Origin of the sequence: Microbulbifer sp. GL-2, assembly GCF_007183175.1 — a bacterium.
Lineage (GTDB): Bacteria > Pseudomonadota > Gammaproteobacteria > Pseudomonadales > Cellvibrionaceae > Microbulbifer.
The window spans coordinates 4,115,440-4,138,655 of record NZ_AP019807.1; the positions used below are offsets into that span (position 1 = coordinate 4,115,440).

General features: G+C 45.0%; 23 protein-coding genes and 1 pseudogene. 10 read left to right on the top strand and 14 right to left on the bottom strand.

Annotated features, from left to right (window positions below; all coding sequences use genetic code 11):
• Positions 1-97: 97 nt before the first annotated feature.
• Positions 98-1,807 carry an alkaline phosphatase gene (locus GL2_RS17835; RefSeq protein ID WP_143732035.1) on the bottom strand — a complete coding sequence of 570 codons (1,710 nt, stop codon included), beginning with the start codon at positions 1,805-1,807 and terminating at the stop codon, positions 98-100.
• Positions 1,808-2,860: 1,053 nt separating this feature from the next.
• Between GL2_RS17835 and csrA the strand changes: the two genes are divergently transcribed.
• The 4 genes from csrA to GL2_RS17855 all read left to right on the top strand — a co-directional run bounded on the left by csrA (position 2,861) and on the right by GL2_RS17855 (position 6,880).
• A complete protein-coding gene (gene csrA, locus GL2_RS17840) occupies positions 2,861-3,025 on the top strand; it encodes a carbon storage regulator CsrA (RefSeq protein WP_143732036.1) in 165 nt (54 codons plus the stop codon).
• 725 nt (positions 3,026-3,750) lie between these two features.
• Positions 3,751-4,287, top strand: a complete 537-nt coding sequence (locus GL2_RS17845) for a hypothetical protein (protein WP_143732038.1) — start codon at positions 3,751-3,753, stop codon at positions 4,285-4,287.
• Complete coding sequence (locus GL2_RS17850; RefSeq protein ID WP_143732039.1) at positions 4,284-6,068, top strand: prolyl oligopeptidase family serine peptidase; 1,785 nt, start codon at positions 4,284-4,286, stop codon at positions 6,066-6,068. Before GL2_RS17845 ends, GL2_RS17850 begins: the two co-directional genes overlap by 4 nt.
• Positions 6,069-6,748: 680 nt before the next feature.
• Positions 6,749-6,880: a helix-turn-helix domain-containing protein gene (locus GL2_RS17855; protein WP_143732041.1), complete on the top strand. Its 132-nt coding sequence runs from the start codon at positions 6,749-6,751 to the stop codon at positions 6,878-6,880.
• 208 nt (positions 6,881-7,088) lie between these two features.
• On the opposite strand, the pseudogene GL2_RS17860 reads toward GL2_RS17855, so the two are convergent.
• The 3 genes and pseudogenes from GL2_RS17860 to GL2_RS17870 form a co-directional block, all read right to left on the bottom strand.
• Positions 7,089-7,775, bottom strand: a pseudogene (locus tag GL2_RS17860) (IS6 family transposase).
• 217 nt (positions 7,776-7,992) lie between these two features.
• A complete protein-coding gene (locus GL2_RS17865; protein ID WP_143732043.1) occupies positions 7,993-8,301 on the bottom strand; it encodes a hypothetical protein in 309 nt (102 codons plus the stop codon).
• A gap of 11 nt (positions 8,302-8,312) precedes the next feature.
• Complete coding sequence (locus GL2_RS17870; protein WP_143732045.1) at positions 8,313-10,859, bottom strand: RHS repeat-associated core domain-containing protein; 2,547 nt, start codon at positions 10,857-10,859, stop codon at positions 8,313-8,315.
• Positions 10,860-11,058: 199 nt separating this feature from the next.
• On the opposite strand from GL2_RS17870, the gene GL2_RS17875 reads away from it, so the two are divergent.
• Positions 11,059-11,505: a DUF3859 domain-containing protein gene (locus tag GL2_RS17875; protein WP_143732046.1), complete on the top strand. Its 447-nt coding sequence runs from the start codon at positions 11,059-11,061 to the stop codon at positions 11,503-11,505.
• A gap of 392 nt (positions 11,506-11,897) precedes the next feature.
• Positions 11,898-12,584, top strand: a complete 687-nt coding sequence (locus GL2_RS17880) for an IS6 family transposase (protein WP_143732048.1) — start codon at positions 11,898-11,900, stop codon at positions 12,582-12,584.
• A 163-nt stretch (positions 12,585-12,747) separates the two neighbouring features.
• On the opposite strand, the gene GL2_RS17885 is transcribed toward GL2_RS17880, so the two are convergent.
• From GL2_RS17885 to GL2_RS17900, 4 genes are read right to left on the bottom strand one after another with little or no spacing between them, the layout of a single operon-like run.
• Positions 12,748-13,176: a hypothetical protein gene (locus GL2_RS17885; RefSeq protein ID WP_143732050.1), complete on the bottom strand. Its 429-nt coding sequence runs from the start codon at positions 13,174-13,176 to the stop codon at positions 12,748-12,750.
• A gap of 12 nt (positions 13,177-13,188) precedes the next feature.
• Complete coding sequence (locus GL2_RS17890; protein WP_143732052.1) at positions 13,189-13,761, bottom strand: vgr related protein; 573 nt, start codon at positions 13,759-13,761, stop codon at positions 13,189-13,191.
• A gap of 46 nt (positions 13,762-13,807) precedes the next feature.
• Complete coding sequence (locus GL2_RS17895) at positions 13,808-14,317, bottom strand: hypothetical protein (RefSeq protein WP_143732054.1); 510 nt, start codon at positions 14,315-14,317, stop codon at positions 13,808-13,810.
• Between the two features lie 27 nt (positions 14,318-14,344).
• The gene (locus GL2_RS17900) at positions 14,345-16,903 is read right to left on the bottom strand and encodes an RHS repeat domain-containing protein (RefSeq protein ID WP_143732055.1); all 2,559 of its coding nucleotides are present in this window, start codon (positions 16,901-16,903) and stop codon (positions 14,345-14,347) included.
• A 199-nt stretch (positions 16,904-17,102) separates the two neighbouring features.
• Here GL2_RS17900 and GL2_RS17905 point away from each other — a divergent pair, with 199 nt between their 5' ends.
• The 3 genes from GL2_RS17905 (at position 17,103) to GL2_RS21570 (ending at position 18,505) form a co-directional block, all read left to right on the top strand.
• Positions 17,103-17,549, top strand: a complete 447-nt coding sequence (locus tag GL2_RS17905) for a hypothetical protein (protein WP_143732057.1) — start codon at positions 17,103-17,105, stop codon at positions 17,547-17,549.
• 422 nt (positions 17,550-17,971) lie between these two features.
• Positions 17,972-18,259, top strand: a complete 288-nt coding sequence (locus GL2_RS17910) for a helix-turn-helix transcriptional regulator (protein WP_143732059.1) — start codon at positions 17,972-17,974, stop codon at positions 18,257-18,259.
• A gap of 78 nt (positions 18,260-18,337) precedes the next feature.
• The gene (locus tag GL2_RS21570) at positions 18,338-18,505 is read left to right on the top strand and encodes a hypothetical protein (RefSeq protein WP_172621195.1); all 168 of its coding nucleotides are present in this window, start codon (positions 18,338-18,340) and stop codon (positions 18,503-18,505) included.
• Between the two features lie 521 nt (positions 18,506-19,026).
• Here the strand turns inward: GL2_RS21570 and GL2_RS17915 are convergent.
• The 4 genes from GL2_RS17915 to GL2_RS17930 all read right to left on the bottom strand — a co-directional run bounded on the left by GL2_RS17915 (position 19,027) and on the right by GL2_RS17930 (position 20,959).
• The gene (locus tag GL2_RS17915) at positions 19,027-19,506 is read right to left on the bottom strand and encodes a hypothetical protein (protein WP_143732061.1); all 480 of its coding nucleotides are present in this window, start codon (positions 19,504-19,506) and stop codon (positions 19,027-19,029) included.
• A gap of 33 nt (positions 19,507-19,539) precedes the next feature.
• Positions 19,540-19,905 (bottom strand): hypothetical protein, encoded by a 366-nt coding sequence (locus GL2_RS17920; RefSeq protein ID WP_143732063.1) that lies wholly within the window; start codon positions 19,903-19,905, stop codon positions 19,540-19,542.
• A gap of 5 nt (positions 19,906-19,910) precedes the next feature.
• Positions 19,911-20,342, bottom strand: a complete 432-nt coding sequence (locus GL2_RS17925) for a hypothetical protein (protein WP_143732065.1) — start codon at positions 20,340-20,342, stop codon at positions 19,911-19,913.
• Between the two features lie 281 nt (positions 20,343-20,623).
• The gene (locus GL2_RS17930; protein WP_143732067.1) at positions 20,624-20,959 is read right to left on the bottom strand and encodes a hypothetical protein; all 336 of its coding nucleotides are present in this window, start codon (positions 20,957-20,959) and stop codon (positions 20,624-20,626) included.
• 270 nt (positions 20,960-21,229) lie between these two features.
• Between GL2_RS17930 and GL2_RS17935 the strand changes: the two genes are divergently transcribed.
• Complete coding sequence (locus GL2_RS17935; protein ID WP_232053676.1) at positions 21,230-21,406, top strand: hypothetical protein; 177 nt, start codon at positions 21,230-21,232, stop codon at positions 21,404-21,406.
• A 53-nt stretch (positions 21,407-21,459) separates the two neighbouring features.
• Here GL2_RS17935 and GL2_RS17940 read toward each other — a convergent pair whose 3' ends face one another.
• Together GL2_RS17940 and GL2_RS17950 are read right to left on the bottom strand one after the other, a co-directional pair.
• A complete protein-coding gene (locus GL2_RS17940) occupies positions 21,460-21,801 on the bottom strand; it encodes a hypothetical protein (RefSeq protein ID WP_143732069.1) in 342 nt (113 codons plus the stop codon).
• A gap of 814 nt (positions 21,802-22,615) precedes the next feature.
• Entirely contained in the window at positions 22,616-23,113 is a 498-nt protein-coding gene (locus tag GL2_RS17950) for a hypothetical protein (protein WP_143732071.1), read from the bottom strand.
• Positions 23,114-23,216: the final 103 nt, after the last annotated feature.

The following is a 23,216-nucleotide window of genomic DNA, read 5'->3' on the forward strand; positions in this document are numbered from 1 at the left end:
ATCTGAAAAAGTGAGGAGAATTGAAACAGGGTTTGCGCAAAAGAATCGCCACTCCACGATAGTGGCGATTCTAAGTCAGAGCGACAAATGGGCAGGGTTACTTCTCAGTCAACCACATTCCTACAGGTTCGTAGTTGAACTCTTTATAGATCTTCTTTGCAGCGCTTGGATTATCAGATTTCTTGTCGATGTTATACACCGTCCAGTTCAGCTCACTATGATTGAACTCAATTACCGCATATCCATAGATGTTACTGACGAAGTCCTTGATATGTGGGTTGTTTAGCTGCACTCCGCCATTTAGCAAGGAGGTAAACACACTACCTACATCAATGCCCTTCTCCACCGTATCGTTCATATTTGGCGAGGAGATGGAGGGTGTCATCAACTCAACACCTACCAGGTTATCGTAATTCCAGTTGTTGATATTATTGAAGTTTACTTTTAGGTAAGACGTAATACTGGAATGCAGATCGCCAGTCAGTACAACAAAGTTATCGATACTGCTGTCCTTGATGCTGGAGAGAATTTTCTCTCGCTCCCACTGGTACCCATCCCAGGCATCATAATTGGCAAACACCAGTGGACGACCCAATGCAGTACCGGCAAGTTGCGCCAGCAAGGTCTGGTTGCCCCAAACTTTCCAGCGTGCAGATGAATTCACAATGCCATCAATAAGCCAATCGCGCTGTGTTTTCCCAAGCATAGTTTGGGATTCATTTTCATAGTCAGTACACCAGTAATTTTCCCAGGCGGTGCCGTCCTTGCAAGGCTCTTTGGTGCGATAGGTACGGCTGTCGGTCATATAGAGATCGACCAGATCACCAAACTGGAAAGAGCGGTAAATCTGCAGGTAATCAAAAGCGTGGCTGGCTGCCTCATTCACTTTTACCCGCGCAGGCACATACTCAATCCAGGCCTGCTGGGCATCGCGGCGAAGTTGGCGCAACTGATCCGGGTTATTATTCCCGGTTTGGTATGGGTGAGATGGTACGCCCAGGGTATCGCGGTCGTAGTCCCAGTAGGCATTGTCCGCAGTTTCGTGATCATCCCAGGTGATGATGAACGAGTGCATTTCCATTGCGCGCTGCAGGTTCTTGTCTTTACGGTATTCCTTATAGATATGGCGGTAATCTTCCAGGTTCATCGCCACTGATCCACCGGAAGGCAAGGCTAAGGAGTGAACAATGGAATCTTCGAAGCCTTCATACTCCGCATACTCATAGATAAAATCGCCCAGGTGCAACACGCAGTGGACATCCTCATCCGCCAGGTGGTTGTAGGCGTTGTAATAACCGGTGGTGTAATCCTGACAGGTCACCACTGCCATCTTGATACTTTCCAAGCTGCCAGTTGGCAACGTGTGGCAACGACCAGTACGGCTGCAAAGGTTGCCGTACTTAAAGCGGTAGTAGTATCGCTGGTTGGGTGATAAGTAACCTTCCAGGTCAATATTTACCGTGTAATCACGATCGGCGGTGATGTCATCGGCACTGACCTCAGCACTTAGAATCGGCTGGGTAAACCCTTCATCTAATGCCACATCAATATAGAGAGTTTGGCCAGATATGTACGCTGCCGGATTGATATGAGTCCAAAGTACAACACCAGTTTGGCTAGGATCTCCAGAGGCAACGGATAGATCAAAGACAAGGCCGTCATTATCAATTTCAGAATTGAATGGGCTACTACCAAGATTAAAGCGCGCATAGGTTTCGCTGTTGCTGGCAGCCAAAGAGCGAACGGTAAACGGTGTTAACAGTGCAAGCCCCATAGCTTGGACAAACGTACGACGAGAGACAGTCATAAACCCCACTTCCTGTTAGTTATGAGTTGCAAAATGTGAAAGGGGGCGGATTCTATAGAAGAACGTACCAACAAAGAAGATTTGACGGGCTATAAAGTCCGAGCAAACGGATTATCGAAGATGAAAATAATAAAATGACAGTAATGTCATCTTATTTAGCCTTAATTGAAAATCACTTACAGATACTAAACCTCTGAAACAGTCACTAACATTAGTTATGCGGTAACGACAGGTACTCCCAGAAAGGAAACAAGCACTTTAATGCATGGAGAAAACAAATAGTTTTCTTATAAAACTCCAGGAAAATCGATCAAAATTATTAGATTTGAGATACTTCCTTGAAGAGTATGCTCATAAATTTTAAGCGTGTTATCACTTAGAAGGCCGTATCTCCAAAGCCAATCAAACGCTTTCTATCGACATAAGGAAACAGTTTCAAGCCGCTGTATTACTGATGTTTTCTTTATTGAGCTCAAGCCTGGGAGCTAGAAAAAAGAGTCAATTTAGCCCGCAATTTTTAGAGGGAAATAAAATTTACTCTAAACGACAGCGCAACAAATATAGGCGCGGAAATTATCTTATTGGATTTTATTAAGATTGTTTTAATGTCAAAGCTGCGTAGAATTGACAGATATTTATCGATATTTTGGCCGTAATTGAGTAAGCCCGTATAGGCTAGCGACCGAAAGATCAAGAAACCCAAGAGCTTTCTAAAAACCCATCTCTCCAAGGAGAACGGTAGCGTGACATAAGAGTAAGTAAAAGGCGCTGACCCAAGGTGCGGACACACCTGGGGCCAGCTAACCAAATTGATAAGCAAGTATCAAAATGGCTCAATGGATAATACGCTAGAAACCCGCTCGTCTTCAATAAAGTCGAGTAGATTCAGCAGCTTGGAGTGTGTCCTCAAGCTCTGGGAGCGTTGCGCCCGCCTTTTCTTCTTCTACGCCTACCGTTCTCGTGCACCTCCTCTCATCTCCTTCAGACGTTACTTCCCAATCTTTCCCACCGCAGAAAGACCACCCATTGTTTAAGTATCAATAGGAAATGAGCATGTTGATTTTAAAGCGCCGCACTGGAGAAAACTTAAGGATTGGAGCGAATGTCTCGGTCACAGTCTTGGAAGTTCAGGGGAATCAAGTAAAGATAGGAATAAACGCCCCTAAATCCCTGCCTGTTCACCGTGAAGAGATTTATAGGCGTATCAAGAAGAAATAGGAAGTGACCACCTGAGTATGCCTAAAGGGTTGCCCTTTCAGTTGAATCACCACTCGGAGCTAGTGGACCGGAGTGTAGAGAGTTAGACCCCGGAACCGGGGCCGTATTACCAAAACACACCCCCCACCCTTAAACGTCTGGGTATTTCATCCAAACAGAGATTATATCTCAATCGGAATTTTGAGAGTCAATTTAAAGGCTTGGTGGGGTCAGTGGAGGTAGTACAACAAGTCTGTACCCAGCTCGATACATGCTGGGTATAGGCATAGGAGATTGTGGGCATTTATTTTCTGCCTCACCCTGCCAATCCCACGTTACTTATCCCTCTAACTGTCACCAAAAACCATGAGAGCCAATCTAAAATGCACTCTTTTTATGCGCTTTAAAGTTTAAGTTGATGAGAAAAATATACCGTGTAGGTACCAGCAACATTACTAGCACCTCACTCTAATCTATGGATGTCCAAAATAATTGTACGCAAGCACCCATAGACTAAGTATTTTACTATTTCAACCTATATACATACCCAAATAGAACCTTTTGTTACTTTTTTATACTGGTCCTTTTCCCGATCAAAGCAACCGTAACACTTAGCGTAAAAAACAAACAATCCGTCTGTTATCCATACACAACAAGCCCAAGTAATGCAAATTATCACAGTCTAAAGTAAAATTTGCATATAAATAAGCTCAACATAAAGTAAAACATGAGGAATGTGTACACTTATGTATAAAATCTTATTCTACATTTTTTTATACTTAGCCAGCCAAGACGGCCTAGCAAAAGAGTTCATCGAGCCATTATCACCAGGTGAGGGTTATGCAGTCTTAGCATTAGTTATTTCTGGAGAAGTACCTAAATCTGTAAAAATACAAACACCAAAGCTATTTGGGAAAAGCTATTTATTCGAAGATCTTTCTGATGGGAATAACTTTAAGATAATTAGATTGCCTGCAGGGGAGTACAGATGGACAAAAGTAACCACCAACAGAAACTCTTACTACAAAATCAAGGAGAAAGAATTCAACCTAAACATTCAAGAAGGATCAATTAATTATGGAGGACATCTCACCATAAATACTAATTGGCAGTTTGAAACAGCTGAATTTGATTATATCAACAGAACATCTCAAACAATAGAAGAACTAGAGAAGTGCTGCCTAACCCTTTTAAACGAATATCCACTTTTATTTACAGAAAGGGCAAAAGATCCGTTTATTAAATTCTACTTTGACTCCATCCAGTCGAGGCAGACCAAATGAAAACAATACTATTCATTATTCTTGCTTTATTACCAGGCTTCGCCGTAGCAGACTTAGAAAAAGAAAACAAATCTATTCAAAGAAAAACTCTGGAGATCACCAAAAAATTCTTCAAACCAAACAACATTAAAAAATTAAAAATCTCCCCTGACGGAAAAAACATTGCCATAATGAGCAACTCAGGGACAAAAGCTCAGATCTCATTATTGAACACAAAATCATTTGATGAAACCTTAATTCTTCAACATGCCAACAACGACCCCTTAGCAATTATTGACTACAACTGGGTGGATAACAATTCCATCGTTAGCGAGACCTTTACAAAAGGCAAAGGTTGGGATCTTTATTTAAGCGAATTAACCCTAAGTGAATCAAAAGTAACATCCGTTAAAACCGACCAACTACTTGAAAACACCTTTCTAATTGACCCCCTACCCCAATCAGAAAACAAACTTATAATTGGAAGAAATAGAAGTGGAAAAGCAAGCCTATATAAAATAGATACATCACAAAAGAATATTTATAGACAACTCAGAAGGGAGTTTAGGCTTAACAGACATGCTCCAGATACATCATATTGGCTGACAAACTCGAAAGGACAGATATCCATTGGGTACTCACTCAACGAAGCTAATTCCAAAAATGAAATCTGGGCCAGAAACCACAAAACAAGACAATGGGAAGTCGCTTGGGAAGGAGAAGAAGATGTAATTTTCAACCCAGTTCTAATATCTAAAGACAGCAAAATACTATATGTCCTGTCAAATGAAAATGATAATTTAGTTAGTTTGTATCGATACAGCATACCAGAAAAAAAATATATAGATAAAATCTACGGACACCCTAACACAGACATCAACTCTGCCATCATAGGACCGAACAGAGATGAAATATTAGGGGTTTCATTTATTGAAAATGGATTTATAAAGCATGAATACTTGATGCAAGTAGAAAAGCTCCTAAAAGGAGAGCTAGAGCTTTCATTAAGAGAATCCAGAGCCTATGTTGTTGATTTAAACCAAGACAAAAGTGTAGCAATTGTGCAGACTTCTAGCTCTACTGATCCTGGAGCTTTTCATTTGTTTAAGAGACATTCTAATGAATTAATTAAATTCTCATCACAAGCCCCATGGCTCAAAGAGTTTAATCTGTCCGACACCCAAGTGATAAAATCAAAATCAAGCGATGGGCAAATAATTGAATCATATTTGACATTACCCACCTCTACTAATACAGCTCAACCACCTTTAATTGTGATACCTCATGGAGGCCCAATTTCAGTAAGATACACTAGGCATTTTAATACCCACGCTCAACTTCTAGCCACATTAGGTTATGCAGTACTTCAACCTAACTACCGAGGCTCCTCTGGATACGGTAAAGAATTTAAACATCAAGGTTTGCGACAGTGGGGGCGCTTGATCGAAGATGATATCTATTCAAGCATTGAGGAAGTTATCAGTCAAAAGTTGGTTGACTCAAGTAATATTTGTATCTATGGGATAAGCTATGGAGGATACTCTGCCTTAATCTCTGCTATAAACCGTCCAGATATCTTTAAATGTGCTGCCTCCTATGCTGGTGTTACCGATTTGCCATTGCTTTTTAGCAATAACGTTTTAACCGGTGATGAGAGACTAAATAACATTATTGAGAGAATCGTTGGGGATCCCCATACCGATATCGAAACACTTAAAGAGTACTCTCCTGTTTATCAAGCACACAAGATCAAAATTCCAATATTTATAGCCCAGGGGGGATGGATAAAATTGTTGACTTAGAGCACTTTAATAGAATGACTAAAATCTTAGATGTGCATAATATTAACTATGACAGTATGTTGTTTGAAGAGGAAGGGCATGGATTCCTCTACCTTAAAAATGTAGTTTCCTTTTATGCCGAGCTAGACCAGTTTTTTAGAAAATCCCTTAATCTGGAGCCTTTATAGGGAAAGCTCTAAATATCTTCGATAGCCTGGTTTATCATCCTGGCTATCAAAGCATAAAATCTCAACATACAACTCATCCCATGAAGTTACTGTTCGAGGACTCAACGAGGAGGAGTAGTTGATTATCCGCGAGCTGCTGGAAGGGATGGATGTGAAGCACTAGGGCCCACGCTGGATACGTACCGGATAACAAAAGCCCCAGCAGATTTCTCTGCCGGGGCTTTTGTTCGGTTCAGTAAGATTACGATTTGAAGAAAGTCCAAGCTTTCCCTTTTTCGCTTCAGCTTACTTAAAGCGCATTTTCTTGATTATCCGACAACATTGCCAAAATAATAATAGGCTACCGCCGATAGCTAATTGGATACAGTTCACCAGCAAAAATTTTTCTATTGACGAACATTTAAACCCACCGGCCTTGGTTCCTAACATATACTGAGATGCACCTGACAAGACATCAATAATTACGAGAACCGGGCTTACACTAGCAGGCGAGTCAATGAGACGAGCCTGCCCATGCCCAAATACATGAACGAGAACCTGGCCGACTTTGGTAAACGCCTGGCGCAGTTGCGCAAGGCTGCCGGCTATACGCAGAAGGAACTGGCGGAAGAGATCGGCGCGACGCGAAGGGTCATCGCCTATTAAGAGACCGAGAGCGAACACCCGCCGGCCAACCTGCTGGTTGACCTGGCGCAGGCCCTCAAGGTCAGCACGGACGAGATACTCGGTGTAAAGCCGGTGAAGAAGATCAAGCAGCCGGATTCCAGATTGCTGCGACGGATGCGCCCTGTGGCTCTGTGGCTCTGTCGCAAACTTTCCGTATGGCTGAAATACACCTATGACCCGGACACAGTTATTCTGCGAGCGCCATAAATTGGCGATAGGCCGGGATATCTTGCTGCCCCAGCTGCCCTTTTCGGATCATATGCGCCGTTTCAATCCCATCGAGAGTGGCAGCCGCTGAGTGGAAGGTCTTAAAGCCCATCATAGGCTTGGTTATTCGTTTGATAAACCGGTGGTCCTGTTCAACGATATTGTTGAGATATTTGACCTGTAGGGTATCGATGAATGAAAGCCAGAAGCCCATCAGAAACAGGTAGATATTGATGTTGGTCAAACCGACCTGATTGGCTCCACTTTTATCGATGACCACCTTCTCTGGCAAGCCGTTATTGCCAACGGATTGCGCAAAGAAGCCTGTTGCTGCGGCTTCATCTCAGGTTTCTGAGAGCATGAAGTCAACGGTTTCACCGGACTTATCGACTGCTCGATACAGGTATACCCACTTGCCCTTAACTTTGATATAGGTCTCATCCATGCGCCAGGAGGCACCTATCTGGCTCTTCTTCTTTCTGGCCTCTGCGGCAATTTGCGAGGCGTATTTGACCACCCATCGGTTGAGAGTGGCGTGATCAACAGTAACCCCGCGCTCCTGCATAATCTCTTCCAGATCGCGATGGGAAACTGCATAGCGGACATAGAAGAATACGGCATACAGAATCACATTTTTCGGGTAGTGGGTTCCTTTAAAGCTGATCAACGGTACAGACCTAAAACTGCAGATTCAGAGCCAGCGCTTATAACTGAGATGCAGGGGCGCCCGCAAGACCGACGAACTTCGCGACAGAACCTAATAAAAGCCCCGGCAGATTACTCTGCCGAGGCTTTCATTCGGTTCGGCAAGGTTTTTTATCTACTGCGATTTTATAAAATTTGACAAAAACATAATTTTACTCTGCTCTCAATTATTCATCCTATCACTTTCCACTTTTCAACTCTAAAGTACCGACTGTTTCTCTTCCCCGCTTTACTAATAAATTGGGTCGCTCAGAAACTACGTGTTGCCTGAACTCATCAGACATTATTCGTACTTCAACTTGACGTTCTTCACCCTTAAACCACGGCAAATCACCTAATACGTTAAGCTCAGCCATCCAGGAAAGGTCTGATTTACCTTCTTCAAGTAGCTCAACTCTGTGCCGAGATACCATAAGCCCATCCGCAGGTATTATATTTGTTTCGGTATTCAGCCTTAATGTTCCAATAATTGAATTATGATTACTCATAAGTATTCTCGTCACGATTGCGGATTAAGTTTTGGCAGATCATTTGTAGGAATTGTAATCGCTGTCCCTTTTGGAATATCTGCAAATGGCACTTTACTAGCAGAATCAACAACTGATTGAGGAACCTGGGCTCTGATAATTGTTTGATTGCCACCAAAGAAACTTGAAAATACCTTTTGAAGATTTTGTGCGTCTTCCAAGTTATCAACAAATTGCTTACCTTCAAACTGACCAGGGGCGGATCTAAATGCATTTGTGTTTCTAATATCAGCCAATTCAACATCATCTACTACACGATATAAATCAACCATCTCATCCCCTTTGGTTAGCGTCTTACCAAAGGGAACCATCCCTAATAAAATACCTCCCCCTTCAAGCCATCGATTGACAGGTTCTCCTGTTATCAAATCGGTGCCGGTAAAAACTTGCCCCAAGCTTTTTGCTGAGCCAACTCCCGGAAATAAATCTGCAATTAACGATGCACCTGCATCAACCCCAGAACCGTCAAACTCAAAATTTGAAGTCGGGTGGCACGAATCGCAAGCGACATTGGAAGACCCAGTAATGGGCATGGAATCACCACTCTGCCCAGAATCGGCAGCACCCTGACCTCCCTGCAAATTCCCACGACTGGCCTGGCTACCAATATCCACCGCCCGGAAACCAGTACTTTTTAAAGTAGCGGTGATTATTCCAGCTACCGTTTGCTGAGCTCCACCATTCCCTCCTGACAAGTGAACCGAGGTAATGGCACCTGAAGTGGTTGTCGTCGCTGTAACCCTCTGGACAATTCGGCTACCAGTTTGATTAACCTTTACTGTCCCAGTACAAGTAGTCGTCCCATCGTCACTTTTTATACAGTCAGGCGTATACCCACTCGGATCGGTCCCAGCCAGCGGATTATTCATGATGTAGCTGTAGGGGTTCAGGCTCTGGCTATTACCAGGGCTCTGGATCACCGGGTCCACACTCAGGAACCGCCCAAGATTATAATCATAAGCCCGCCCATTCATATGGATCAATGCCACATCATCCAGATGCTCGTGATCGGTAAAGCCGCGGGTGCTGTAGGCGCTCTCTAAGATAGCGGTCTCTTTATCGAGAATATTGCCCTGGCGCGGCTTGCCGAAGGGATCGAAGCTGTGGCTTTCTTTTAGGTTACCGGCTTCATCACCCACGGCAGCAGTGGAGCCCAGGCGGTCTCGGTGGCTGAAGCCGATCTGGTGGGTGACATCACTGCCTTTCTCGGTGGTGGTGAGCACGGCGATATCGCCGATAAAGTGGCGGTACTGGGTTTCACCGCCGCCGGTAATCTTTTCGAACAGCTTGTCGATATACAGGGTGGTCTTGCCGCTGGTTTGGTTGACCTGCTTGTAGCGCATCTGGTCGGCGCCGTAGTAGAAGTACAGGTTGGCGCCGTTGCGGTTGATGCGGGTGGGTTTGTTAAAGGCGTTGTACCAGATCTGCTGCGCGCCGTTTTCATGGGTGCGGTTGCCGTTCTGGTCGTAGCCATAGGTTTTGGTGCCGCCGTTAATCAGGCTAACGCTCTTCACGGCGCTGGGGCCGCCATTGCTGCCGCCGGTGTAGCTGTAACTGCTGGCGAAGTCGTCTTTTTTCAGCAGGTTGCCGATGGCATCGTAGTCGTAATCGATACCGGGGCCATCGGTGCGGGTGCTGTAATCCAGGCGATTAAGGACATCGTAGTAGTGATTCTCTACATTTAACGCCGGGGATTCTGAGGGCAGTTGTACTACCTGTTCAAACAAGTTGCCGAAGCTGTCGTAGCTGTAGGCAATACCCTGGTGGTTTTGCACCAGGCTGTCGAAGGTGGTGCCGGCCATTTGCCCGGTTTCCCCGTGGAAGCTGCGGCCGATGGTGTAGTTGCCGGCGGCGATACTGGCAAACTCCCATTCGCCCCAGGCATCCATCTGGGTGATTTCCCGATAGGTATAACCACTGGCGGCATTACTGGTACGGAATTGGTAGCCGGTGCTGTTATAGCCGTATTGCAGGGTCAGCCCGGAGGGATAGCTGAGGCCTTTTAAACGGCCGTAGTTGCTGTCGAAATGACTTTGCGTAACAAAGTCTTCTCCATCGATAGCCGTGGTGACTTTGTAGGGGCGGCTCAGGGCGTCGTAGCTGTAGCTGCGCGCATAGCTGGCATCGCTGCGGCTCTCCCGTGCGAGCAGGCCTTTGCCGTTGGCGGCGCTGTCGAATTTCCAGCTGGCTTCTTCTGTGCCGTTGACACTGCGACTTTCCATGCGGCCGAGGCGGTCGTAGGTAAAGCTGGTGATATCCAGGTTGCCGTCGATCTCCGTTTCCACTTCGCCAAAGCCGGTATAGGTAAACGATTTAGCCCCCATATTGGGGTCGTCCACCCATTCCTTTTGGCCGAGGGTATTGTAATTGGCGGTGATGCGATTGCTGTTGGCATCCTGTAAGACAATGGGATTGCCGGCACCGTCGTAGGCATAGCGGGTGGTGCCACTTAGAGCATCGACAGTTTCAGTGAGCTGCTGCAGGCCGTTGTAGGTGCGACTCATCAGGCGGCCGTTCACCAGGATATCAGTGGTAAATCCACTGGCCTGCTCGTGGGTGTAGGTTACATCCAGCTGCTGATCGATGGTCGGACTTACCTTCTTACATGAAACAAGAAATTTTTATTTTAGGTTTCGCACCAACCTTTTCAGATAACATTCAAAAACACCTAACAATTCATTATACTTTGCGCCATATAAACCACAAAAAAATTAGATAATGATTAAGGAAATTAGGTCTTCGTTATTTTTTCTAGTGATTTTGCTCAGCGGCTGCACCTCAAATATAAAGACACAACCTGAGGATAAATTTTTATACAATTTTGGCACTATTATAGAAGATGGTGAATTTTATAAAATAGATGATTACTCAAGTGAAATAGCATGGATTCCAGGAGAAAAATTTGGAATTCGCGTAGAGAACATATCGAGAAATGAATATGCCTTAGGCTACGAAATACTACGGAAGGATGAGTTTGACGGTCAATTTAGAGAAGTAACTAACGGCGGGCACTGGAAAATTGCTCCTCCGATTAACGAGTTGTATGAAGCCTTTTTGATTGAAGAATCGACCGACTTTAATCCTGGAGACTATTTCTTTGTGGTTATGATCAATGGAGAGGAAGCACGAACCTTTTCATTTTCTATAGTCTGGCCCACTGAATAATTTACTTATATTATGTGAGCATCTCAAGATCTTTCGACTTATTCATCGCCCCCCCTTGCAACCTTCATAACTGAACTATAGATAAGATCTCCCCTTTCAGGTTGATTATTATTTGGAGTTAGTGGATTGGGGTATTCAAGAGGCCGTACAACAAGCGTATCCAACTGGTAGTGCTCAGAGTTCTGCGTCATTTCTTTACTATTAGCAAAAAGTAAATGACTCATGACTAAACCCTCTTTCGATATGGATGCCGCCATCAAAGCCTTGTATGAGGGCAAAGATCTCAGTGGCTTTGTGATTGGGTTCTGTCGCAAAGTTCGTCGGTCTTGCGGGCGCCCCTGCATCTCAGTTATAAGCGCTGGCTCTGAATCTGCAGTTTTAGGTCTGTACCGTTGATCAGCTTTAAAGGAACCCACTACCCGAAAAATGTGATTCTGTATGCCGTATTCTTCTATGTCCGCTATGCAGTTTCCTATCGCGATCAGGAAGAGATTATGCAGGAGCGCGGGGTTACTGTTGATCACGCCACTCTCAACCGATGGGTGGTCAAATACGCCTCGCAAATTGCCGCAGAGGCCAGAAAGAAGAAGAGCCAGGTAGGTGCCTCCTGGCGTATGGATGAGACCTATATCAAAGTTAAGGGCAGGTGGGTATACCTGTATCGAGCAGTCGATAAGTCCGGTGAAACCGTTGACTTCATGCTCTCAGAAACCCGAGATGAAGCCGCAGCAACACGCTTCTTTGCGCAATCCGTTGGCAATAACGGCTTGCCAGAGAAGGTGGTCATCGATAAAAGTGGAGCCAATCAGGTCGGTTTGACCAACATCAATATCTACCTGTTTCTGATGGGCTTCTGGCTTTCATTCATCGATACCCTACAGGTCAAATATCTCAACAATATCGTTGAACAGGACCACCGGTTTATCAAACGAATAACCAAGCCTATGATGGGCTTTAAGACCTTCCACTCAGCGGCTGCCACTCTCGATGGGATTGAAACGGCGCATATGATCCGAGAAGGGCAGCTGGGGCAGCAAGATATCCCGGCCTATCGCCAATTTATGGCGCTCGCAGAATAACTGTGTCCGGGTCATAGGTGTATTTCAGCCATACGGAAAGTTTGCGACAGAGCCTTGTGAAGTACGAGGCCCGGCGCTGGACGCGTACTGGATAATAAAGGCCCCGGCAGATTGCTCTGCCGGGGCTCTTGATGGCTATTCTTTAGATAAATAGCCTCAGAGACTACTCGTTAGTAATTTCTGAACTCATTTGAAAGCAACGAGATACATCTAAGCCTATATCCCTGTAGCAATTGCTGAGTTCCTGATTCTTTTCTAGGCCGTACCAACCATTGCTATAACTATCTGCCAGCCAAAGCCTGGTTTTCTCGTTCCCACCTTTCGTGGAAAGCTTTAACCAATGTAAAACAAGCTTGTCTTGCTCAGCGTCACTTTTCCCTTGCGCAGAACCATAACCATTAGAAATTAGCATAGCCAAACCAAACTGGGCTTCCGCATCACCAGCTTGTGCAATGGGCAACAAGACTTTATATGCCTTATCAAAATTTCCTGCTTCAACGTACTGAGCAGCCTTGTCTTTTGCCGGCACATCCTCAGCATTACTGCACGATATAATCAATAACGCTCCTAAAAAAACAGCGATCCTAAACATAAAATCACCTCCCTAAAAAGGTATTAATTCTTCATACGTTTTCAAAGATGGAGCATCTGGGTTATTAAGCATTGATTTTGGTCTGGAATTATTCTTTAACCAAAAGTAGTCTCGAACAATATCTCCTTGCCGCTCCAAGCTATACTTTGAGAACGGTCTCCCTCCTTTGCTAGGCAAAACAATGGGCAACTCATATTTATAATTTCGATTCAATGCCGCCTTCCTAACATCTATGCCTAACTGATGTTGGTAGACATGCGTCATTTCGTGGATAAACAACCCTTGCAAATCAATATTTCCATCAACAGAAAAATCATCTCGGTAAGCAGCACTTTTGGGATGGAAATAGATATTCCCATCTGGAGCCATCACTACATTCTTAGTCTGGAAGAAAATATATTTATCCCTGATAACCTTAACACTGTCGTAATCTGATATTACCTCCCCAAAAATAGAGCTTGCGAGCTCCTTTTCCCCTTCAGTCAAAAATCTAGATTCACCTACCTTCATTGTCGGCTGATAAGAATCGGTAGATGTCGCAGTTGCACTGGGAATTCCTAGGGCTTCACCACTCTGCCCATGCACTAGCCTCCAATCAGCAATTAGATCTGCCCTATTTTTTGTGTTTACCCTAGTAGGGACTTGGCAACACTAAATTAATAGCGTTGCTTTTTAGCTCCACCTTTGGTTGTTTATCTCTATATTTTGGGTTATCTACATAGTATGTAAGCTCGTATTCCCCAGCGCCCCTCAAATCATAGTAGTCACTCACAATGATCTCACAGGAAACTTCAGTATTAGGCTCAATTTTAATAAAGTCATCTTTAGTGGCCTCATTTTTATTGTGAAAGTCCATCAGCCCGCCATACGAAACTGTAGTTTTTAAACCGCCTTCTATCCGGTTAATAGAAAATATATCTGACAAAACAACCCCGCCTTCGCAAAAATAGTATTCATATAAATAAAAAGGCTTTCTCATTTCATTTCTGAATATTACTTCCACAGCTAATCTCATATTTTTAGAGCCGAGAAGTTTGACTTCAATAGTGGGCTTCATATTACCCCCTGAAAAAGTTAAGGAAGAAATTAAGAAAATTGTTACGAAACCAATAATCACACCTGTGATTTTCAAAATTTTCATATTATACAACCCCTAAATACTTTCTTGTTAATCCAGAGGACCCATGTAATGACTGGTTATAAACCTAGAAAAATTATATGGGTTGTGTATGGCTCGAGGCCCTTGCATAGCAGGCACATCACCCGGATGCACCATTCCCCCGTCATATCCATTCGGATGAAAGTGAGAACCTTCATGAATCAGCGTGTTAATCTGCTGAACAGCTGACCTTGGAAATTTATTGGTAATAAATATATTTCTGTTCCTATCACCCAGAAAAACAAATGCTGCAGCCTTATGGCTTTCTCCATATTTTTCCAAGTAACGGCTAATTTCTTTCTCACTAAGACTCCTATCCCCGGTATTTAAATGAACCCTCGCTAGCGTCGCCGCTGTTACTTCTACAATTGTTGCCGATCTCAAAGCGGCAATAGTATTATCAATATTTGATACCAGCCCATCTACAACAGGGCGAAAATTCTCATCTCCCGGCTTCACCCCAAACTCCCGCTGCAAATAATACGCGGTGTCACTATTTGGCTCATCCGCCAAGAGCTTTCCTTTCACGAAATCTAGGTAATCTATGGCTTGGCCCTGTCGATTTCCTAGATTGCTTGAGTCAACACCTCCTTCATCACCACTCTGCCCAGAATCGGCAGCACCCTGACCTCCCTGCAAATTCCCACGACTGGCCTGGCTACCAATATCTGCTGCTCCACCCGACTTCTGTCCGCCAATACTACCGATAGAAAAGCTTTGTGTTTTTCCACCACTTGTTATGCTCCCTGTTAGCTTGCCATTGGTATCCATAGTTACAGAGCCAGTCTCTGTCCGTTTTATGCGCGAACCGGTTTGACTAACCTTTACTGGTCCAGTGCAAGTGATCGCCCCATCGTCACTCGGTATACAGTCAGGCGTATACCCACTCGGATCCGTCCCCGCCAGCGGATTATTCATGATGTAGCTGTAGGGGTTCAGGCTCTGGCTATTACCAGGACTCTGGATCACCGGGTCCACACTCAGGAACCGCCCAAGATTATAATCATAAGCCCGCCCATTCATATGGATCAATGCCACATCATCCAGATGCTCGTGGTCGGTAAAGCCTCGGGTGCTGTAGGCGCTCTCTAAGATAGCGGTTTCTTTATCGAGAATATTGCCCTGGCGCGGCTTGCCGAAGGGATCGAAGCTGTGGCTTTCTTTTAGGTTACCGGCTTCATCACCCACGGCAGCAGTGGAGCCCAGGCGGTCTCGGTGGCTGAAGCCGATCTGGTGGGTGACATCACTGCCTTTCTCGGTGGTAGTGAGCACGGCGATATCGCCGATAAAGTGGCGGTATTGGGTTTCACCGCCGCCGGTAATCTTTTCGAACAGCTTGTCGATATACAGGGTGGTCTTGCCGCTGGTTTGGTTGACCTGTTTGTAGCGCATCTGGTCGGCGCCGTAGTAGAAGTACAGGTTGGCGCCGTTGCGGTTGATGCGGGTGGGTTTGTTAAAGGCGTTGTACCAGATCTGCTGCGCACCATTTTCATGGGTGCGGTTGCCGTTCTGGTCGTAGCCATAGGTCTTGGTGCCACCATTGATCAGGCTAACGCTCTTCACGGCGCTGGGGCCGCCATTGCTGCCGCCGGTGTAGCTGTAGCTGCTGGCGAAGTCGTCTTTTTTCAGCAGGTTGCCGATGGCATCGTAGTCGTAATCGATACCGGGGCCATCGGTGCGGGTGCTGTAATCCAGGCGATTAAGGACATCGTAGTAGTGATTCTCTACATTTAACGCCGGGGATTCTGAGGGCAGTTGTACTACCTGTTCAAACAAGTTGCCGAAGCTGTCGTAGCTGTAGGCAATACCCTGGTGGTTTTGCACCAGGCTGTCGAAGGTGGTGCCGGCCATTTGCCCGGTTTCCCCGTGGAAGCTGCGGCCGATGGTGTAGTTGCCGGCGGCGATACTGGCAAACTCCCATTCGCCCCAGGCATCCATCTGGGTGATTTCCCGATAGGTATAACCACTGGCGGCATTACTGGTACGGAATTGGTAGCCGGTGCTGTTATAGCCGTATTGCAGGGTCAGCCCGGAGGGATAGCTGAGGCCTTTTAAACGGCCGTAGTTGCTGTCGAAATGACTTTGCGTAACAAAGTCTTCGCCATCGATAGCCGTGGTGACTTTGTAGGGGCGGCTCAGGGCGTCGTAGCTGTAGCTGCGCGCATAGCTGGCATCGCTGCGGCTCTCCCTCGCGGGCAGGCCTTTGCCGTTGGCGGCGCTGTCGAATTTCCAGCTGGCTTCCTCTGTGCCGTTGACACTGCGACTTTCCATGCGGCCGAGGCGGTCGTAGGTAAAGCTGGTGATATCCAGGTTGCCGTCGATCTCCGTTTCCACTTCGCCAAAGCCGGTATAGGTAAACGATTTAGCCCCCATATTGGGGTCGTCCACCCATTCCTTTTGGCCGAGGGCATTGTAATTGGCGGTGATGCGATTGCTGTTGGCATCCTGTAAGACAATGGGATTGCCGGCACCGTCGTAGGCATAGCGGGTGGTGCCACTTAGAGCATCGACAGTTTCAGTGAGCTGCTGCAGGCCGTTGTAGGTGCGGCTCATCAGGCGGCCGTTCACCAGGATATCAGTGGTAAATCCACTGGCCTGCTCGTGGGTGTAGGTTACATCCAGCTGCTGATCGATGGTCGGACTTACCTTCTTACATGAAACAAGAAATTTTTATTTTAGGTTTCGCACCAACCTTTTCAGATAACATTCAAAAACACCTAACAATTCATTATACTTTGCGCCATATAAACCACAAAAAAATTAGATAATGATTAAGGAAATTAGGTCTTCGTTATTTTTTCTAGTGATTTTGCTCAGCGGCTGCACCTCAAATATAAAGACACAACCTGAGGATAAATTTTTATACAATTTTGGCACTATTATAGAAGATGGTGAATTTTATAAAATAGATGATTACTCAAGTGAAATAGCATGGATTCCAGGAGAAAAATTTGGAATTCGCGTAGAGAACATATCGAGAAATGAATATGCCTTAGGCTACGAAATACTACGGAAGGATGAGTTTGACGGTCAATTTAAAGAAGTAACTAACGGCGGGCACTGGAAAATTGCTCCTCCGATTAACGAGTTGTATGAAGCCTTTTTGATTGAAGAATCGACCGACTTTAATCCTGGAGACTATTTCTTTGTGGTTATGATCAATGGAGAGGAAGCACGAACCTTTTCATTTTCTATAGTCTGGCCCACTGAATAATTTACTTATACTATGTGAGCATCTCAAGATCTTTCGACTTATTCATCGCCCCCCCCTTGCAACCTTCATAACTGAACTATAGATAAGATCTCTCCTTTCAGGTTGATTATTATTTGGAGTTAGTGGATTGGGGTATTCAAGAGGCCGTACAACAAGCGTATCCAACTGGTAGTGCTCAGAGTTCTGCGTCATTTCTTTACTATTAGCAAAAAGTAAATGACTCATGACTAAACCCTCTTTCGATATGGATGCCGCCATCAAAGCCTTGTATGAGGGCAAAGATCTCAGTGGCTTTGTGATTGATCCTCGGGGCACCAAAATGTACGATCATGGAACATTGACGAACACAGGACAACCGGCATGTACGAGAACCGGGCTTACACTAGCGGGCGAGTCAATGAGACGAGCCTGCCCATGCCCAAATACATGTTGGCGTTCATGTCGATAGCCTTAAGAAGTACGAGGCTGGACAAGCCCAGCCCTCATTGGACGCCTTGAAGAAGATGGCCCTAGCCCTCCATGTCAGTACCGACTTCTTGCTATTTGATGAACATGAGCGTGTGCTCAGTGAAGACCTGGCATTACAGCTCGAAGCCGTGAGTCAGATGCCCGCTGATGAGCAGATGGTGGTACGCGAAGTGCTGGAAAGCCTGATTATTAAATACCAGTCCCGGCGCTGGGACTCGGGGAGACAAGCCGCTAAAGGCTGAGGCGTTTACAAGGCGCTGACTGGTTGGGGGGCAACCCAACCAGCCAGCTAACCACAACCCACTGGATTGGAGTGAGTCATGGCTACCGGCAATGGTAAAACAGGCGTACGCCTGCGTAAAAGCAAACCCTGCGAAGAGCGCCACATCAAGGTGAGCGAGACCTACTATGAATACCGCCTCAAGGCGCAGTCCCCCTACGCCGGTCAAGGTCAGGGTGATGGCGGGGTGTTTGGTGCTGACTGTTAAATAGCCCTGTTAAAGATAGAAAATAGATCTCCCTTCAATTATGAAGTCTTATGACCAGACGCCGCCACCAAGTGGCAGGTAATTCAGGTGATCGACACGTTTATCGAGAATGCCAAACTGAAGAAACAGGTTTGATAGTCCATAGCGACAAAGCCCCGGCAGATTACTCTGCCGAGGCTTTGAAAATTTTAATTCTCAAGAAAGAAGACTATCGACTGCGATTGTGAGACTCAATGGGTTTTATAGGAGCTAGTAACATCGCTCCTCCAGCAAACACGATTGCTGCTAGCAGAGATAAAATTACTGCATAACCAAGGCTCATCAAAAAAAACAGGAAAAAAAACAAAGTCCCTAAACCTGCTGCAATAAAAGTAACAAGAATTCCATACCAACTGGGATAATTAAATTCTGAGGCACACTCGGTGCACCGGGCATTATGCCCCCTCCTCATAAACAACTTTCCCAGAAGCGGAATTCCAGACTTACCGCAATTCTTACATTTCAGATTCATAGCCTTAATTCTAATTAGCCCCATAAAAGCCTTGGGAAATTACGTCAATTGGATTGTTCACTCCACTCTCAATTGCCCTTATCCCACCACCTAAAGTAGCTGTAGTTTGTAGAGACATACCAAGCACAAATGTTGATATAAGCCCACCAGGGCCTGATGTATAAAAAGGTAAACTCAAAGTACCAGAAGTGCCAAGACTTGCTGTAAATCGTCCAGCGAAATAACTTGGATTATTCTGGATCATTTGACCAACTTGCTTTAATGCCATATCGCGAGCACTAACAACTTTCCCGTTATATGTAACCTGCAAGTCTAGAGAGACTGCCCTAACCCCCGCCATAAGTATTCCGTGTGAAACCTCTTCGCGCGCTTGCGCTTCTGGCCCGTTTGCACCAGACAAATCATCAAGGTGAGACAAGAATTTCGCCTGATCAGAAAAGTACTGCTTAAAGCCATCTGTGAAGCCGCCCTTTTGTGCAAACGCTTGCACACAATAGATCCAGACCGACGTCGTAGTCGCATATTACTCTAAATTTTTTCCTGAGCCATCGGGTGATTTATTTTCTGGATAAACAGAAAGCTTTTCATTAACAATAAAAACTTTATATTTCTTCTCCATAAAATCAATCATTTCTTGCCTTGCTAAAGCCACTGAATCATTATTTTCGCTAACTACTTGCAAAAACAGTATGGCTTCATTCTCAGTTAGATTAGGAAGTAGTAAGGAATCATTGTTGTTGATTTTAAACGCCTCCTCGTGATCACTAAAAATTAACCGCAAAGTTATTTCTTGGCCAGACTGATTTTTAATCAGGGGGCTTTTCGATTCATCCCAGCAGCCAGCCATGAATAAAAATAGGAATAGAAAAATTAACTTCTGAAAATTCATAATAATCATCTCACTAACGAATTATCATCGGCTTGAATTTCAAGCGGATTATTCGGCGCAGCTACACCGTGCCATATCATAGCTGGCAGATAAAAAATCCCTAGCCTCTCTCCTTGGCGGGTATGAAATCCCTCATGGCGCCCCAAATTAACCTGCCTATTGCCAGCATAAGGACTTCGAATATTTTGACCCGGCCTTGAGTTATTGTAGAGAATTACATTACCAATGGTCAGCCCACCACCTGTATTACCCGGTAGAGTTAACCCAGTTCTAATTTGAAGAGCATTATTCCCAAAACTAAACCCTATGTTCTGAAAATGATTTTCAAAAGTAAAAGCTGTCAATACAGCCGATTGAATCAAGTCAGCTCCCAATGCAAGAGTAGACACTCCTAGCCCTATCATTGTATTTGGGAGATTCCAGATTTTTCCTGCCACATTCTTAACGCCTGACCAAAAGCCACCGCCGCTCTGTCCTTGCGCCTTTTTTGCAAAGACATCACCCCGAGGCCAGTCGTACCTTAACTTTCCATTTTCCCTAGCGCAATCAGCGAGTTAACAACCATTTTTCCCGGCGCCACTGGCTCTTCACCATTTTTTTGCCCCGACGCGGGGTTTACCTTAGCCAGATTTTTTTCCTGAGGCAACGGCTCCTTCTGTTTAGCCGCGCAGGCGCGCCAGCGCCTGACCGCCGACAGGCGGCTGGGGATGCTGAACTCTTAATTTAGCGGATCCACTTCACATACTTCCAAAATATTACACTCTGCAAGTTTGTTTTCTGGGCCCTCATAAATTCCTATTTTGTCCCCAACCACCAAAAGAGCAACGGATTCTTCATCTAAAATAAATTTAGCTTGAAGCATACCTGATTCACCGGGAGCTATATCTGAATTGCACTTAGATATAACACCAGTATGGTAATGATTCTTATAGAGAAAATTGGGGCGCAAGCCCTTTTTTACTGCATGAGTACTTTTGTATTCACCCACAGAAGAAACAAAACACTCAAACTGGGCGGTTACAATAAAAGTTTTCATCGCATCAATAATTGTCAATTACATGTATTCCATATCTTTTAGCGTCAGCATTTACCGCTTGCAAGGAAATCGCATCATATGACAGGAACGTACCTATACCAGGCTCATTAACCCTAACACCAAGGGAGAAAGTTGCATCTGATACCCGTGTATAAACTGCTGTCAATCCGCTTGTGGTTTCACCCATTTTTCCCAATGCAGTAACAAAAGCTCTTGCTTGAGTAATGTTGGTCCAGAATTGTTTTTGAGTAAAACCAATCGTTGGACTATCTGGTGATGGGCCAGCCGATGGAGGAAAGCCCCATCCGCAATGAAGTGCTATTTAAGCGCTTCAAGCTGCTGGAGACTTTTGATGATCAAGACAAGGACACGGTGATTCGAGTGATTGATGCGATTATCGCCCAGCGTCAGGTCGAACATGCCATGCGGCCATTGGAGCGCCAACCATTAACAGTTAGCGCTTAATGTTTCTTGTTTGTCGGGGATGTCCAAAATTGGCTCATCTCAGGGCAAAGTTGTTACTGGAAAGCCAGCTCCTTAATAATCTTCATTTCCTTTTGGTCAACATAAACCTCTATAGATTTTCCACCGCCAGGAATAAGACTAGCCTTGTCATCCTTATGTATAACCCAAAAAACTATCACACCACCTTCTTGTCGATTTAATTCGACACAAAAACTATCATCCGGCCAACCTTTTACGTCTGAAACATAAGTTTGAACCAAGGAATAAATTTTTTTCTCTCGCTCTACGGTCATATTTTCCTTTACCGGTTCTGGGCATGATGAAGCACCACTAAAATTAGGTGCGACAAATAACGGAAGCAAAAAAAACGCAAACTTTGTTTTTTTCATATTCATATCGGTCTTTATGGGTATGGAGTAAACTGATCCCCATTATGGGTTTTAATAACTCCAGGAACTTTAGCGTAATTTTTTGTAAAGCCTATATCACCAGGGCTCGGTGTATGGGTATACCCCTCCGCTACGGTATTTGGGTGAGTATGAAACCAACCAACAGTCTTGTGAACAATTGACCACCCCGGCCTTGTTCCACTAATCGTTGCAAGGCTATCTCTAGTGCCTGCGGGAACGCGTATTACAGTATATTTACCCGTCCATACATTTTGAACGACCCAACCACCTTGCTCTTTCTTTGGAGAGCCCGGAGTTCCCCTTGGTACATCAGGCGCGTTAGGGTTTGACTCTACCCATGCCCGGTTAAGTTCACTAATAACCGTTGAATCAGTCATAAAGGCAGGCAATGTAAGAGCCGCCCCTGCTGAGCCCTGCGCAGTTTGACCTACCTGCACACCCTTTTGTGCAAAGACATCACCCCGAGACCAGTCGTACCTTAACTTGCCATTTTCCCTAGCGCAATCAACGAGTTAGCAACCATTTTCCCCGGCGCCACTGGCTCTTCACCATTTTTTTGCCCCGACGCGGGTTTTACCTTAGCGAGATGTTTTTCCTGAGGCAACGGCTCCTTCTGTTTAGCCTCGCAGGCGCGCCAACGAAGTGCTATTTAAGCGTTTCAAGCTGCTAGAGACTTTTGATGATCAAGACAAGGACACGGTGATTCGGGTGATCGATGCGATTATCGCTCAGCGTCAGGTCGAACATGCTATGCGGCCGCTGGAGCGCTAACTATTAACAGCTAGCGCCCACTACTGGGTTAGTCACGATATTTACTTGATAACTCAATGCCACTTTTGTGGGAATTGTGAGCAACCCAAAACAGAGCTTTAACAATGCCACCTTTAGCAATAAATGGAATTTTGCATTTTTGACCGTTCACAGTGGTTTCAACAAATGAAAAGCAAAGCCCAAAATACACAAAGTAATCGAAGAAACGAACCGAGCTACTTGGGAAGGAATTCCCATTAATAACAAAGACACCTTTACTCAAATCAAGATAAATAGATCTTGAAAAAACAAGAAAATAATAATAGGGCAAAAAAATAGCAACTAGAATCATCAATGGGATCATGAAATATGTGGGCGATGAAAAATCCCGAACAAAAGCTTCTTTATTGACCACAATAGATAACGCAAAATCTTTGAAAATAAAGACAAAGACCAAAAAAGATGCTACTGCAAAAAAAGATAAAACCCCGAGAGATGCACAAAAATAATGCAGCTTCACATGGTTTCTTTTATCAATTCTAATCATTGTTCACCATGAAAGAAATTCGACCGTCTCAACCTCACCATAATGGACACCCCCTCCAACGCCTACATCTAGCGAACAGGTTACCCTGACGGGGCTTTGATAG